This window comes from Ruegeria sp. SAZD011 (genome assembly GCF_059612545.1).
Genome location: NZ_JBXWQU010000018.1, coordinates 1 through 15,113, shown reverse-complemented (window position 1 = coordinate 15,113; position 15,113 = coordinate 1). Strand labels below are relative to the sequence as shown.

The window sequence follows — 15,113 nt, the reverse complement described above, 5'->3', positions numbered from 1 at the left end:
CTGCCTCCTCGCCAACACCCTCACAGCCTGCACACGCGCAAACAAACTCACAGAACCAAAGGGACTTACTCCGTGAGCACGGTCGCGGATACTCGCCTGTTGCCGGGAAAACCGGTGCGCGCGCGGATCCTCTCCGAGGTGAGCGCCTATGTGAACCAGGTCGGGCGGATCGGCAAGCTGGTCTCGATCTCGATCGGCAACGTGCCCGAGGTGGCGGTCTATGTACGCAACCAGGCGCGTGCCGCAAGCGCGGTGGGCGTGCCCTTTGACCAGCAGCTCTGGGACCGGTCGATCAGCCAGGAGGTTTGCCAAAGCCTCATCCGTGAGATGAACGATGACCCGGATGTACTTGGAATCATACTGCAACGTCCGGTTCCTGATCATATCAACGTGCGCGCCCTTCAGGCCGCGATCCATCCGCTCAAGGATGTCGAGGGGATGAACCCCGCCTCGATCGGCAATATCGTCTATAACGATGTGGCGATGGCGCCCTGCACGGCGGCGGCGGCGGTCGAGCTGATCCGCGAGACCGGCCTGACCATGGCCGGGCTCGAGGTGGTGATGGTCGGCCATTCCGAGATCGTGGGCAAGCCGGTGGCGATGATGCTGATGGCCGAGGGCGCCACCGTCACCGTCTGCCACCACATGACCCGCTCGGTCGCGATGCATTCGCGCCGGGCCGATGTGGTGGTGGTGGCGGTGGGCAAGGCGCATCTGATCGGGCCCGACATGATCAAGCCGGGCGCGGTGGTGATCGACATCGGGATCAACCATAAGCCCGGTCCCGACGGCCCGGTCGTGGTCGGCGATGTGCAGACCGACGCGGTCAAGGAAGTGGCGGGCTGGATCACGCCGGTTCCGGGCGGGGTCGGGCTGGTCACCGTGGCGATCCTGCTGCGCAACGCGATCCGCGCCCATCAGCAGCAGCGCGCGGCGGGCTGGATCCGCTGATCGGTCGCCTTACCAGGCGAGATAGCCGATGGCCAGGAAGGCGGCCAGGCAGCCGGCCCATTGCGGCCGGCTCATGCTTTCGCGCAGAAAGGCCCAGGCCAGCACGATGGTGATCAGGCCGAACATGGACGAGGCCACCGCCGCCAGTTGCGGATGATCCAGCACCCCCGCCGAGATCACTGCCAGCAGGGCAACCCCGTCAAGCAGCCCCATCACCACCAGCGGCAGCAGGGCGGCGGCACCCACCCGCAGCGTCTGGCGCCGAATCACGATCAGCGCCAGCAGCAGCACCAGCGCCGTGACCCGCGCCAGCAGCGTGGCGTTCAGCTCTCCATCCAGGGTGGCGGCCAGCTGGCCCAGCTTGAAGGTGGCGGCAAAACCGATGGCGGCGATCAGCGACAGCGCGATGGTCGGCCCCTTGGGCGGGGCCGGGTCGTCGCTGTCACCCGACAGGCCCGCCACCACGCCCACGGCCCCCACGATCACCAGCACCGCCAGCACCTGATCGGCACCGATGGGCGACCCGGCCAGAAAGGCAAAGAGCAGCGAGAGGATCGGATAGGCGCCGATGATCGGCGCGACCAGCCGCACCGGCCCGCGTTCAAAGGCAAAATAGAGGCCGAGGCTCGCCACCAGAAAGGCCAGACCGGAGCCGATCGAAAGCCACAGCGCCGTGCCTTGCGGCAGACGCGCACCCTCGGACGCGGCCAGAACCGAGGCCTGAAACGCAAGCCCGGTGGCGAGCACCACCGCCAGCGCCCCCATCAATGGCACGGTGCGGCTGAGATAGCGGATGGTGATGTCATGCAGCCCCCAGCAGAGCGCCGCGATCAGCCCCAGGCCCAGCGCGCTCAAGACCGGCCTCGCTGGGGGGAAATCTGCCTGGAAAGGGTTCGAATGTCTTGCACGGTGGGTCCTCGGGATATATTCTCTTCAATAAAGAAATTTTCCGCTAATGCAAATGATCGGAGTGGCAACGTGCTGGATACCAAATACCCCGAGATCATCTCCGGACCGCCAAAGCCAAGCGCCATCCTGCAACCGCGGGTGTTTTCGCTGCCGCCTGGAACCGAACGCTATGTGGTTCCGGGGGCGGGGGCAATCCTGCTTCGGTTGGAAACCGGCGACCGGATCGAGATCGAGAATACCGAGGGTGGCCAGCCCTGCGAGATCGTCTGCGCCGATCCGCTTGGCGGTTTCGATACCGGGCTGATCGGGGCGCGGGCGCAGGGGGCGCCGGGGGGGCTGATGGCGCTGCTCACCTCGGACGATCCCTCGCTGCGAGGCCTGCGGATGGGGATCGAGGCGCGCGGGCTGAACCTGTCGCAGGCGGGCGCGGTGCATCTTTTCGAACACAGCACGCCTGCGGGCACGACCGAAAGCTTTACCGCCAGCCGCGAGGGGATCGTGATCATCGCGGCCCCCGGCGGCATCATGGATTTCGAGGCGCAGGACACCGCCACGCCGCTGACCGTGTTCATACGCCGCGCGGTGCTGAAAAGCGCGGCCCGGTTCGAGCTGCCCGACCCGCTGGCCGATCCGGTTGCCGATATCCGGGTGCATTCCGCCACTGCCGAGGCCTATTTCGTCAAGGCCGGCGACTATATCCAGATCCTCGATGTGGACGGGCGCCAATGCACCGATTTCCAGTGTTTCGCCGCGCGCAAGCTGGACAAGGGCATTGCCCATGCGCTGGACGTGACCACCACCCGGACACTGATGGGCCATGCCTATCCGATGCCGGGCCTGCATGCGAAATACTATGACCAGGAGATGCAGCCGCTGGTCGAGGTGATCCAGGACACCTGCGGGCGCCACGATGCCTTTGCGCTGGCCTGTGCCGCCAAGTATTACGACGATATCGGCTATCCCGGCCACATCAACTGCTCGGACAATTTCAACGCCGCGCTGGCGCCGCACGGGGTCGCGGGGCGGGCCGGCTGGATGGCGATCAACTTCTTCTTCAATACCGGGCTGGACGATCACGGGGTGATGTATGCCGACGAACCCTGGTCGCGCCCGGGCGACTATGTGCTGCTGCGGGCGCTGACCGATCTGGTCTGTGTCAGCTCGGCCTGTCCCGACGATACCTCGGCCGCCAATGGCTGGAACCCGACCGACATCCATGTCCGCACCTATAGCGGCAAGGAGACCTTTCAACGCGCCGTAGCTTACCGGCCCACCCCCGACGCGGAACCGAAAATGACCAAACAGACAGGCTTTCACGACCGGTTCGCCCGGTTCACCGAGAATTTCATTGAATACAACGGCTTCTGGCTGGCCAATTGCATGTCCAGCGCAGGCCCGATCGAGGAATATCATGCCTGCCGCGAGAAATGCGTGGTGCTCGACCTCAGCGCATTGCGCAAGTTCGAGATCACCGGCCCCGACAGTGAGGCGCTGTGCCAGTACATCTTTACCCGTAACATGAAGACCCTGCCGGTGGGCGGCGTCGTCTATACCGCCATGTGCTATCCCCATGGCGGCATGATCGACGACGGCACCGTGTTCCGCCTGGGCAAGGACAATTTCCGCTGGATCGGCGGTTCGGATTACGGCGGCGAGTGGATCCGGGAAAAGGCCGCCGAGCTGGGGCTCAAGGTGCTGGTGCGCTCGTCGACCGATATGCAGCACAATATCGCCGTGCAGGGGCCTGAAAGCCGCGAACTTTTGAAAAAGGTGATCTGGACCGCGCCGCATCAGCCCAAATTCGAAGAGCTCGGCTGGTTCCGCTTTGCCCCCGCCCGGATCGGCGACGATCAGGGTGTTCCGGTGGTGGTCAGCCGCACCGGCTATACCGGCGAGCTGGGTTACGAGATCTTCTGCCACCCCAAACACGCAGGCGCGGTGTTCGACGCGGTGTGGGAGGCGGGTCAGGCCCATGGCATCCGCCCGATGGGGCTGGAGGCGCTGGACATGGTGCGGATCGAGGCCGGGCTGATCTTTGCCGGCTATGATTTCAGCGACCAGACCGACCCGTTCGAGGCCGGGATCGGCTTTACCGTGCCGCTCAAGTCCAAGCCGGACGATTTCATCGGGCGCGAGGCGCTGATCCGGCGCAAGGAACATCCCGCGCGCATGTTGGTGGGGCTGGATATCGACAGCAATGTCGATGTGGGCCATGGCGATTGCGTGCATATCGGACGAGCCCAGATCGGCGAGGTCACCTCCTCCATGCGCTCGCCCATTCTGGGCAAGAACATCGCGCTGGCCCGGGTCGACGTGGCCCATCACGAGGTCGGCACCAAGGTCGAGATCGGCAAGCTGGACGGGCACCAGAAACGGCTGCCCGCAACCATCGTGCCCTTTGCCCATTACGACCCGCAGAAAACAAGACCCCGCTCTTGACCTTGGTCAAGGCGGGCCGGGGGCACGGCAAGACAGGATAGGCCCATGACATCGGCACTGACATCCATCGGCGGCGAGGACGTTCTGCGTCACCTGGTCGAAACCTTTTACGACCGGATGGAGACCGACCCCGCGGCCTGGCCGCTGCATCGGCTGCATTTTCGCGGCCATGGGCTGAACCATACCCGGCAGGCGCAGTTCGAGTTTCTCAGCGGCTTTCTGGGCGGGCGGGCCTATTACCGCGAGCGGTTCGGCCATATGAACCTGCGCGAGATCCATGCCCATGTGCCGATCCGCGAGGCCGATGCCGAGCTGTGGCTGAAAACCTTTGACGCCGCGCTGGCCGATTGCGGTCTTGGGGGCGAGGTGGTGGACAAGTTCCGCGCCACCCTGCGGCGGGCGGCGCTGATGCTGGTCAATGACGTGCCCGACTGGCGCGAGGAAAGCGACGGCAAGGCGCGCGCCGCCGCGGGCTGCCCTGCCGACGGCGCGGCCTGAGCCGCTCAACCCAGAAGCAGGATCTGCACATCCGCGACATTGGTGCCGGTGGCACCCGTCACCAACAGGTCGCCCGACAGGGTCAGGGCGCTGTTGCTGTCATTACGCGCCAGGAACGTCTCGGGTGCGGCCCCGGCGGCACGGATGCGGGGCAGGGTGCCCGCATCGACACAGGCGCCCGCCGCCTCGGTCGGGCCATCGCGCCCGTCGGTGCCAGCCGACAGGAACAGCCAGGGCCGCGACAGCGGCGTGTCCTCCATCAGCGCGGCCAGCCGCAGGGCCAGTTCCTGATTGCGCCCGCCAATGCCGCTGCCGCGCACGCGCACGGTGGTCTCGCCGCCCCAGATCAGGGCCTGCGGCCCCTCTTCCTGTGCGGCGCGGGATAGGGCCTCGGCCACGGTCTCGGCGGCCTCGCCCACATCGCCCACCAGCGGCTCGTCAATCACCCGGACCGCGCCAAAGGCGGCCAGCGCCGCCGCCGCCGCCGCCAGGCTCTCGCGATTGCCACCGATCAGGTGATTGCTGGCCTTGGGGAGCGGGGTGGCGGCCTCGGGCTGGCGCAGATGGCGGCGGATGCTGTCGGGCAGCGCGACGGCGATCCCCTTGCGGTCCAGCAGGTCGCGGATCTCGGCCCGGCTGGCGATCGGGGCTACTGTCGGGCCGCTGGCGATGGCGCGCAGGTCGTCGCCGATCACATCGGACAGGATATAGGCGGTGACCGGGGCAGGGGCCGCGTGGCGCAGCAGCCCGCCGCCCTTCAATACCGAGACATGCTGGCGCACCGCGTTCACCGCGTTGATATCCAGCCCGCTTTGCAACAGCAGCCGGTTCAGCGCCTGCTTGTCATCCAGCGTGACGCCGTCGGGCGGTGCCGGCAACAGGGCCGAGCCGCCGCCCGAGATCAGCGCCAGCACCACGTCGCGCTCGGTGGTCTCGGCCAAGATCTCGCGGACGCGGCGGGCGGCATGGTGGCCGATCTCGTCGGGCACCGGATGCCCGGCGCGGAACACCTCGGCCCCGGCCACCGGCTCCTGATTCTCGCGATGGGTGACGCAGAGCATCACCCGGGGGCCGGTGATCTGGCCGTGCAGCGCCCGGATCATCGCCGGGGCGGCCTTGCCCAGGGCCAGCACGATTGTCTTGCCGTCGCCGCTGGGGCGGGGCAGGCCGGTCTGGCGCAGGCAGTCGGTCAGTGCCAGGCCGGGATCGGCACGGCGCACGGCGGCCCGGAACGCCCGGACCGCCGCGTTTCGCAGGCCTGTCGTGTCAGTTGCCGGCAATTTGGCGGGCCTTTTCCACCAGCACCTCGGCCTGACGGATCGAGGCATAGTCGATCAGCCGCCCATCGAGCGAGACCGCGCCCTTGCCGGCGGCCTCGGCCTCGGCCATCGCCTCCAGAATGCGGCGCGCCTTGGTGACCTCGGCCTCAGACGGGCTCATCACCTCGTTGGCCAGCGCGATCTGGCTGGGATGGATGGCCCATTTGCCCTCGCAGCCCAGCACAGCGGCCCGCTTGGCGGCGGCGCGATAGCCATCGGGGTCCTGGAAGTCACCAAACGGCCCGTCGATCGGGCGCAGCCCGTTGGCGCGGGCGGCGACCACCATGCGAGCCAGGGCATAATGCCACATGTCGCCCCAATGCACCGCGCGGCTGCCATCCTCCAACGGGTCGGTCAGCACCGAATAATCCGGGTTCACCCCGCCGATGATCGTGGTGCGCGCCCGGGTCGAAGCGGCGTAATCGGCCACGCCGAAATGCAGGCTCTCGTTGCGTTTCGAGGCGCCCGCGATTTCCGAGACGTTCTGCATGCCCAGCGCGGTTTCGATGATATGTTCGAATCCGATCCGCTTTTTCAGGCCCTTTGCGTCCTCGATCTGGGTCACCATCATGTCGACCGCATAGACATCGGCGGCGGTGCCGACCTTGGGAATCATGATGAGGTCCAGTCGCTCGCCCGCCTGTTCGACCACATCGACCACGTCGCGATACATGTAATGCGTGTCCAGCCCGTTGATGCGGACCGACATCGTCTTGGTGCCCCAATCGACCTCGTTCAGGGCCTTGATGATGTTCTTGCGCGCCTGTTCCTTCTCGTCGGGCGCGACCGCGTCCTCGAGATCCAGAAAGATAACGTCGACATCGGATTGTGCCGCTTTTTCAAACATTTGCGGCTGCGAGCCGGGCACGGCCAGTTCCGAGCGGTTGAGCCGCGCGGGGGCTTGTTCGATGGGGTGGAAGGACATGGAAAAGGACCCTTTTCTTGCGTGTCAGAGGGATGTGTCCCTTTCAGCCATTGGCAAAAATAGATTTCCTGTCAATTAAAAAATTTGCATCCCGGTGTATACCGAATGTGGGGGCAGACCTCTCCCCGCTCAGCCCTTTGCCTGCGAAGAATAGTAGAAAGCGATCGCCTGTGCGCGGTTCTTTACCGACAGTTTGTCGAAGACATTCGACAGGTGGAACTTGACCGTGTTGGTCGAGATGCCCAGCCGTGCGGCCAGCTGTTTGTTGGTCAGCCCCTCGGCCAGCGCCTCGAGCAACAGCCGTTCCTTGCGCGACAGCGTGCTGATCGGATCGGCGCGCAATTCGCGAACGTCGAGAAAGGGAAACACCATCTTGCCCTCGGCAACGTCAAGGCAGGTCTGCACCAGCTTGTCGATCGGTGCCGAGCGCGAGACAAAGGCCGCCGCTCCCACCGCCATGGCGCGGCGCGGGACCGCCGGGTCATGATCGTGGCCATAGATGACCACGCGGGGCGCGCGTTCCTGAGCGCGCAGTACCTCGGTCAGCTTTTCCGCACCCAGCGCGGGCAGGTTCCAGTCGATCACCCCAACCTGGATCGGCACCCGCATCGCCATGCCCAGAAACCCTTCGGCGGTGGCGGTGGTGGCGACCAGAGAGAATCGCGGATCGCGCTCGAACACCTCGGACATGGCCGACAGCACCAGCGGATTGCCGTCCCCCAGCATGATTTCGACCCGTGCCATGATTTGCTATCCTTTTGAACGCAATTGTAAAATCAGAAGAAACTACCCATTCAGGTAGTGATATTTTCGGCATACACCGGGATACATACCCAAATAGGTAGGTTTCTACCCGCCCTATTGGGTGCCCAAAAGCAGGAGTATCGGACGTTTTTTCACCAAACAAGAGATTTTATCACTGTGGGAAACCCGACCGGCCGCCTCTGGCCGACCAATGCCAAGGAGCCCACATGTCCGCTGACACGCTGTTTCCCAAACTCGACATTCCGGCAACCATCGCGGCGGGCCCCGGCCCCGGCAATACCGATGCCCGTGTGCTTGCCGCCTTTAGCGGTGCGGGCCTGGCCGATCACATGCATGGCGACGTGCTGCGCGGCATGGTCGAATGCAAGCTGATGCTGCGCCGGATCTGGGGCACCGACAACATCCACACATTCGGCGTCGCCGGCACCGGCTGGAGCGGGCTGGACGTGATGTTCAGCGCGGTGATGCCGGGCGACAAGGTGGTGGTGTTCACCAACGGCACCTTCTCGGGCATCGACGGGCTGACCGTCCGCATGAAGGCCGCCACCGCCGAGGAACTGGCCGCCAATCCGCTGGATCCGCGCCCCGCCTCGGTCGTGATCGTCGATATCCCGCATGGCCAGTCGGTCACCGGCGAGATCGTCGAGACCGCCTTGGCCCAGCACAAGCCGAAATGGGCCGCCATGGCCCATTGGGAGACCGGCTCGGGCCGGATCAACGACATTGCCGGGTTCAGCGCCGCCTGTGAACGGCACGACGTGATGGGGCTGGTCGATGCGGTGTCGTCGCTGGGGGTCGAGGATTTCCGGATCGACGATTTCCCGGGCGTGCATGGCTGGGCCTCCTGTCCGCAAAAGGGCATCTGCTGCCTGCCGCTGACCTATGCGCCGGTGTCCTTCACCGACCGTTACATCGAAACCCTGCGCGCCACCGGCACCCGCAGCTTTGTGCATCACCCGATCCTCGAGGCGCGCCACTGGGGCATCATCGACGGCAAGGATGTGGACAAGGGAACCTATCACCGCACCCATTCCGCCTATGCGGTCGCCGCCTTTCACGAGGCGCTGCGCATCACCCTGCAACAGGGTGTGGCCAACCGGGCCAAGGACTATGCCTATCACGAGGCGGCGCTGCGCCGCGCGGTCGAGGCGCTGGGATGCGAGGTCACCTCGAACATGACCTCGCTGGTGGTGCTGAACCTGCCGGGCGACCTGCGCGGTCGCGAGATGGAGTTGGTGCAGAACTGCCGCGCCCGCAACTTCGGCATCTGGCCGACCCTGTCGGCGCCGGTACAGGTGCGCATCGGCATCCTGAACCTGCTCAGCCGTGCAGCGGTCACCGATATCGTGACCCGCTTTGCCGAGGCGATCCGCGAATTGGGCGGGGCAGGCGACGAGGCCACCGCTCTGGCCGCGCTGGATGCTCATTACGACAACGCGCTCGCGGCTGAATAACCGCGCGCGCCCCCTTTCCATGGTCGAGGAGGAGAGACCTCATGGACATTCACGAATATCAGGCCAAGGAAATCCTGGCGAATTTCGGGGTCGACATTCCCCCCGGCGCGCTGGCCTACAGCCCCGAACAGGCGGCCTATCGCGCCCGCGAGATCGGCGGTGACCGCTGGGTGGTCAAGGCCCAGGTTCACGCCGGGGGCCGCGGCAAGGCGGGCGGCGTCAAGGTCTGTTCCAGCGATGCCGAGATCCAGGAGACCTGCGAGAACCTGTTCGGCCGCAAGCTGGTCACCCATCAGACCGGCCCCGAGGGCAAGGGCATCTATCGCGTCTATGTCGAGGGCGCGGTGCCGATCGAGCGCGAGATCTATCTGGGCTTCGTGCTCGACCGCAGCTCGCAACGGGTGATGATCGTCGCCTCGGCCGAGGGGGGCATGGAGATCGAGGAGATCTCGGCCGAAAAACCCGAGAGCATCGTGCGCGCCACGGTGGAACCGGCGGTGGGTCTGCAGGATTTCCAGTGCCGCCAGATCGCGTTCAAGCTCGGCATCGACCCGGCGCTGACCGCGCGTATGGTGCGCACGCTTCAGGGCTGCTATCAGGCGTTCAGCGAATATGACGCCACCATGGTCGAGATCAACCCGCTGGTGATCACCGGCGACAATCGCATCCTGGCGCTTGATGCCAAGATGACGTTTGACGACAACGCCCTGTTCCGTCACCCCCATATCAGCGAGCTGCGCGACAAGAGCCAGGAAGACCCGCGCGAAAGCCGCGCCGCCGACCGGGGCCTGTCCTATGTCGGGCTCGACGGCAATATCGGCTGCATCGTCAACGGGGCCGGTCTGGCCATGGCGACCATGGACACGATCAAGCTGGCCGGGGGCGAGCCCGCCAACTTTCTCGATATCGGCGGCGGCGCCACGCCCGAACGGGTGGCCAAGGCGTTCCGGCTGGTGATGTCGGACAGCAACGTGCAGGCGGTGCTGGTCAACATCTTTGCCGGGATCAACCGCTGCGACTGGGTCGCCGAGGGCGTCGTGCAGGCGCTGAAAGAGGTGCAGGTCGAGGTGCCGGTCATCGTCCGTCTGGCGGGGACCAATGTGGAAGAGGGTCAGAAGATCCTTGCCAAATCCGGCCTGCCGATCATCCGCGCCCGCACCCTGATGGAGGCCGCCGAACGTGCGGTGGGCGCCTGGAAGAACGACCTTACCGAAAACACCATTGTGAGGGCTGTGCAATGAGCATCTTCATCGACAGGGAAACGCCGGTCATCGTGCAGGGTATCACCGGCAAGATGGCGCGCTTTCACACCGCCGACATGATCGCCTATGGCACCAATGTCGTGGGCGGCGTGGTGCCCGGCAAGGGCGGCCAGACGGTCGAAGGCGTGCCGGTCTTCGATACCGTCGAAGAGGCGGTCGAGCGCACTGGCGCCGAGGCGAGCCTGGTCTTCGTACCGCCGCCCTTTGCCGCCGACAGCATCATGGAGGCCGCCGATGCGGGCATCCGGTATTGCGTCTGCATCACCGATGGCATCCCGGCCCAGGACATGATCCGGGTCAAGCGCTACATGTACCGTTATCCGCGCGAGCGCCGCATGGTGCTGACCGGCCCCAACTGCGCCGGCACCATCAGCCCCGGCAAGGCTCTGCTGGGGATCATGCCCGGCCATATCTATCTGCCCGGGCCCGTGGGCATCATCGGCCGCTCGGGCACGCTGGGATATGAGGCCGCCGCCCAGCTCAAGGAGCATGGCATCGGTGTCTCGACCTCGGTCGGCATCGGCGGCGACCCGATCAACGGTTCGTCCTTCAAGGACATCCTGCACCGGTTCGAGCAGGATGACGAAACCCAGGTCATCTGCATGATCGGCGAGATCGGCGGCCCGCAAGAGGCCGAGGCCGCGGCCTATATCCGCGACCACGTGTCGAAACCGGTGATCGCCTATGTGGCGGGCCTGACCGCGCCCAAGGGCCGGACCATGGGCCATGCCGGTGCGATCATCTCGGCCTTTGGCGAAAGCGCCTCGGAAAAGGTCGAGATCCTGACCGCCGCCGGGGTCACCGTGGCGCCCAACCCGGCGGTGATCGGCGACACCATCGCCAAGGTCCTGAAGGAGGCGGCGTGATGAACATGCCGGTTATCATGAACAGCAAGCCCAAGGTTCTGGTCACCCGCCGCTGGCCCGCCGCTGTCGAGGCGCAACTGGCCGAACGGTTCGATACCGAGTTCAACCGGACCGATACCCCCCTGACCAGTGCCGAGTTCCGCTCGGCGCTGGCCCGGTTCGACGCTATCCTGCCCACGGTCACCGACAAGCTGGGGGCCGAGGCGCTGGATGTCAGCGCACCGCAAACCCGGCTGTTGGCCAATTACGGCGTGGGTTACAGCCATATCGACGCCGACGCGGTGCGCACCCATGGCATCACCGTGTCGAACACGCCTGACGTGCTGTCGGAATGTACCGCCGATATCGCCATGACGCTGATGCTGATGGTGGCGCGCCGTGCGGGCGAGGGCGAGCGCGAACTGCGTGCCGGTGAGTGGACCGGCTGGCGCCCGACCCATCTGGTGGGGGCCAAGGTCTCGGGCAAGGTGCTGGGCATCGTCGGCTTCGGCCGCATCGGTCAGGCCATGGCGCAGCGTGCCCATCACGGGTTCGGCATGAAAATCCTGGTGCAGAACCGCTCGGCGGTGCCGCAGGATGTGCTGGACCGCTACGGCGCCACCCAGGTCGAGACGCTCGACGCGATGCTGCCGCAATGCGATTTCGTCTCGCTGCACTGCCCGGGCGGGGCGGCCAACCGGCACCTGATCAACAGCCGCCGGCTGGACCTGATGAAACCCGATGCCTTCCTGATCAACACCGCGCGCGGCGAGGTGGTGGACGAGCACGCGCTGGCGCAGGCGCTGATGTTCGACTGTATCGGCGGCGCCGCGCTGGATGTCTTCGACGGCGAACCGCGCATCGCGCCGGTCCTGCTCGATTGCGACAATCTGGTGATGCTGCCGCATCTGGGCAGCGCCACCCGCGAAACCCGCGAGGCGATGGGTATGCGGGTGCTCGACAATCTGGTTGACTATTTCGAGGGGCGCGATCCGCGCGACAAGGTGCTGTGATGCAGGCGGCGGCGGAAACCGCGCCCTCTGCGGACGCGACGGTCTATGCCGCCGAGGTGCATGCGCGGCTGCGCTCGGCCTGGCTGCGGGTGCTGCGGCGGCGTGCGCCCGCCGTGGCGCGCGCGGTCGAATCCGGGGCCGAACGGTGGGATGAAACGGCCTATGCCGAACATCTTCAGGCCGCGACGATCTGGTTTCACCTGCAACAGATCATGGACGAGAACCTGGCCATCCGCGAGGCGCGACAGGCCGAACGCAGCGGTGCCGCCCGCGACGTGCCGGGCAGTTTCGCCCGCGCGCTTGCGGACGCCGACCCCGATGCCCGGCGCGAAATGCGGCGCCTCTTGGCCGAGGCGAAGCTGTCCGTCGGTCCCACCATCACCGCCCACCCGACCGAGGCCAAGCGGGTCTCGGTCATGGAAATCCACCGGCGCATCTATCGCCATCTGGTACAGTTCGAATCCCGCCGCTGGAGCCCGCAAGAAGAAACCCGGCTGGAACAGCGGCTCGAGATGGAGATCGACCTCTTGTGGCTCACCGGCGAGCTGCGCCTGGAGCGCCCGAGCCTGGCCGCAGAAATCGACTGGGGGCTGCAATTCTATCGCACCAGCCTGATCGCGGCGGTGCCCCGGCTGTATGAACGCTATCGCAGCGCGGTCGAGGCCGAGTTCGGCGCGGGCTTTCCCGGCACTGCCTGCCTGAAATTCCATTCCTGGATCGGCGGCGACCGCGACGGCAACCCCAATGTCACCGCCGAGGTGACGCGCATGGCGTTGGAACGCTCGCGCGACATGATGCGCGGCGTCTATGTCGCGGCGCTGGACGAGATCGTGCAGCGGCTGAGCCTGTCGGACCGGCTGGTACCGGTACCCCCTGCCGAACGCGCGGCGCTGGAACGGATCGTGACGCGGCGCGCGGATGACCCGGCGGCCTGTGCCCAACGCAACCCCAACGAGCTGTTCCGTCAGGCCGCCGCCGCCATCGCACAGGCGGTCGCCGCCGGTCGTTACGCCCATGTCGCCGATTTCATCGCCGATCTGGAAACGCTGGACCGGGGGCTGCAAGCCATCGACGCCGGTCTGTTGGCCGATCTGCTGGTGCGGCCGCTGATCTGGCAGGTCAATGTCTTTGGCTTTCGCGCCCATACCCTTGATATCCGTCAGAATTCCGAGGTCGTGACCCGTACGCTGCGCGACCTGTGGCAGGCAACCGACGAGGCCCCCGAACCGCTTTCGCCCGCCTGGTCCGCGCGGCTGCGGGCCGAGCTGGGCAAGCCCGATCTGCCCTATGTGGCGCGCGAACGCCTTGGCCCCGAGGCGGCAGAGCTGATGGCCCTGCTGGAGCTGATGCGCGAGATACGCAGCGGCGCCGACCCGCAGGCGATCGGTCCCTTCATCCTGTCGATGACCCGCTCCGCCGACGATCTGCTGGCGGTCTACCTGCTGGCGCGCTACGCGGGCTTTGGCGCCGAGCGCCTGCCGCTCAAGGTGGTGCCGCTGTTTGAGACCATCGAGGATCTGCGCGCCGCCCCCGCCGTCCTGCGCGATGTGCTGGAGGTGCCCGTCGCCGCCCGCAGCCTGCGCGACGGGTCGGGCCAGATCGAGATCATGCTGGGCTATTCCGACAGCAACAAGGATGGCGGATTTGTCTGCTCCACCTGGTCGCTCGACCGGGCGCAGCGGGCGATCACCCGGGCGCTGGCACGCAGCGGGCTGAAACCCGTCTTCTTTCACGGGCGTGGCGGCTCGGTCAGCCGGGGCGGGGCGCCCACCGAACGCGCGATCGCCGCCCAGCCGCGCGGCACCCTGAACGGCGCCCTGCGCCTGACCGAACAGGGCGAGGTGGTGACCGCCAGATATGCAAATACCGGCACCGCCGCGGCGCAGCTGGAGCTGCTGGCCTCCTCGGTGCTGCGCCACAGCGCCCAGCCCGCTTTCGAGGCGGTCGATCCCGAGGCCGAGGACGTGATGGAGACCCTGTCGAGCCTCAGCCAGACCCGCTATCAGACCCTGCTGCAACATCCGGCCTTTCTGGATTATTTCAATCAGGCCAGCCCGGTGAACGAACTGGCGCTGCTGCGCATCGGCTCGCGCCCGGCGCGGCGGTTCGGGGCGCAGTCTCTGTCCGACCTGCGCGCCATTCCCTGGGTCTTTGCCTGGAGCCAGAACCGCCACATGATCAGCAGCTGGTACGGGTTCGGCAGCGCGGTCGAAGATTTCTGCACTGTGCGCGGCGAGCGTGGCACCGCGCAACTGCGCAAGCTCTTTGACCGGATGCCGCTGTTCCGGCTGATCGTGGACGAGGTTGAGAAATCGCTGGTTCTGGCCCGGCTCGACATTGCCGAGGACTATGCCGCGCTGGTGGATGACCGGGCCGGGGCCGAGGCGATCTTTAGCCGGATCGGCGCCGAACATGGGCGCAGCAGCAAGGCCATCGAGATGCTGACCGGGCAGGGGATCGGCGTCAGGTTCCCCAACTTTCTGACGCGGGTCGCGCGCAACGACGGCACGTTGCGCGCCGCCCATGCGGCCCAGATCGGCCTGTTGGGAGCGCTGCGCGCGGACCCGGCGCAAGACCGCCGCATCCGCCTGATGCAAACCATGAACTGTATCTCGGCCGGCCTTGGCTGGACGGGATGACCCCCGCGCAATTTTCAGGAGCTGTCATGAACGCGAGCCACCAGGACCCCGGATTTTTCACAGAGGCGCTTTCGGAGCGTGATCCCGAGCTGTT

The 15,113-nt window shown here is 66.2% G+C and carries 12 protein-coding genes; 8 read left to right on the top strand and 4 right to left on the bottom strand.

Features of this window, described 5'->3' with window-relative positions:
• Positions 1 to 72 precede the first annotated feature (72 nt).
• Positions 73 to 951 carry a bifunctional 5,10-methylenetetrahydrofolate dehydrogenase/5,10-methenyltetrahydrofolate cyclohydrolase gene (locus AC2FLM_RS06225; protein ID WP_496856578.1) on the top strand — a complete coding sequence of 293 codons (879 nt, stop codon included), beginning with the start codon at positions 73 to 75 and terminating at the stop codon, positions 949 to 951.
• Between the two features lie 9 nt (positions 952 to 960).
• On the opposite strand, the gene AC2FLM_RS06220 is transcribed toward AC2FLM_RS06225, so the two are convergent.
• Positions 961 to 1,806 (bottom strand): EamA family transporter, encoded by an 846-nt coding sequence (locus tag AC2FLM_RS06220; protein WP_496856576.1) that lies wholly within the window; start codon positions 1,804 to 1,806, stop codon positions 961 to 963.
• 123 nt (positions 1,807 to 1,929) lie between these two features.
• On the opposite strand from AC2FLM_RS06220, the gene AC2FLM_RS06215 reads away from it, so the two are divergent.
• Both AC2FLM_RS06215 and AC2FLM_RS06210 read left to right on the top strand, forming a co-directional pair.
• Positions 1,930 to 4,299 carry a trimethylamine N-oxide demethylase gene (locus AC2FLM_RS06215; RefSeq protein WP_496856574.1) on the top strand — a complete coding sequence of 790 codons (2,370 nt, stop codon included), beginning with the start codon at positions 1,930 to 1,932 and terminating at the stop codon, positions 4,297 to 4,299.
• Between the two features lie 45 nt (positions 4,300 to 4,344).
• Positions 4,345 to 4,797, top strand: coding sequence for a group II truncated hemoglobin (locus AC2FLM_RS06210; protein WP_496856572.1), 453 nt, complete (start codon positions 4,345 to 4,347; stop codon positions 4,795 to 4,797).
• A 5-nt stretch (positions 4,798 to 4,802) separates the two neighbouring features.
• Here AC2FLM_RS06210 and AC2FLM_RS06205 read toward each other — a convergent pair whose 3' ends face one another.
• The 3 genes from AC2FLM_RS06205 to AC2FLM_RS06195 form a co-directional block, all read right to left on the bottom strand.
• A complete protein-coding gene (locus AC2FLM_RS06205; protein ID WP_496856570.1) occupies positions 4,803 to 6,077 on the bottom strand; it encodes a glycerate kinase type-2 family protein in 1,275 nt (424 codons plus the stop codon).
• Entirely contained in the window at positions 6,064 to 7,041 is a 978-nt protein-coding gene (locus AC2FLM_RS06200) for an HpcH/HpaI aldolase/citrate lyase family protein (RefSeq protein WP_234140914.1), read from the bottom strand. Before AC2FLM_RS06200 ends, AC2FLM_RS06205 begins: the two co-directional genes overlap by 14 nt.
• A gap of 129 nt (positions 7,042 to 7,170) precedes the next feature.
• Complete coding sequence (locus tag AC2FLM_RS06195) at positions 7,171 to 7,785, bottom strand: response regulator transcription factor (RefSeq protein ID WP_234172728.1); 615 nt, start codon at positions 7,783 to 7,785, stop codon at positions 7,171 to 7,173.
• 227 nt (positions 7,786 to 8,012) lie between these two features.
• Here AC2FLM_RS06195 and AC2FLM_RS06190 point away from each other — a divergent pair, with 227 nt between their 5' ends.
• Genes AC2FLM_RS06190 through AC2FLM_RS06170 form a run of 5 tightly spaced genes read left to right on the top strand, consistent with a single transcriptional unit; the run spans position 8,013 to position 15,019 of the window.
• On the top strand, positions 8,013 to 9,260 hold the full coding sequence (locus AC2FLM_RS06190) for a pyridoxal-phosphate-dependent aminotransferase family protein (RefSeq protein WP_234164067.1): 1,248 nt from the start codon (positions 8,013 to 8,015) through the stop codon (positions 9,258 to 9,260).
• Positions 9,261 to 9,301: 41 nt separating this feature from the next.
• A complete protein-coding gene (locus tag AC2FLM_RS06185) occupies positions 9,302 to 10,501 on the top strand; it encodes a malate--CoA ligase subunit beta (protein ID WP_234145949.1) in 1,200 nt (399 codons plus the stop codon).
• Positions 10,498 to 11,388, top strand: coding sequence for a succinate--CoA ligase subunit alpha (gene sucD, locus AC2FLM_RS06180; protein WP_234140909.1), 891 nt, complete (start codon positions 10,498 to 10,500; stop codon positions 11,386 to 11,388). The genes AC2FLM_RS06185 and sucD overlap by 4 nt, the downstream gene beginning before the upstream one ends.
• Complete coding sequence (locus AC2FLM_RS06175) at positions 11,388 to 12,380, top strand: 2-hydroxyacid dehydrogenase (RefSeq protein WP_234140906.1); 993 nt, start codon at positions 11,388 to 11,390, stop codon at positions 12,378 to 12,380. Before sucD ends, AC2FLM_RS06175 begins: the two co-directional genes overlap by 1 nt.
• Positions 12,380 to 15,019, top strand: coding sequence for a phosphoenolpyruvate carboxylase (locus tag AC2FLM_RS06170; RefSeq protein ID WP_496856566.1), 2,640 nt, complete (start codon positions 12,380 to 12,382; stop codon positions 15,017 to 15,019). Before AC2FLM_RS06175 ends, AC2FLM_RS06170 begins: the two co-directional genes overlap by 1 nt.
• Positions 15,020 to 15,113: the final 94 nt, after the last annotated feature.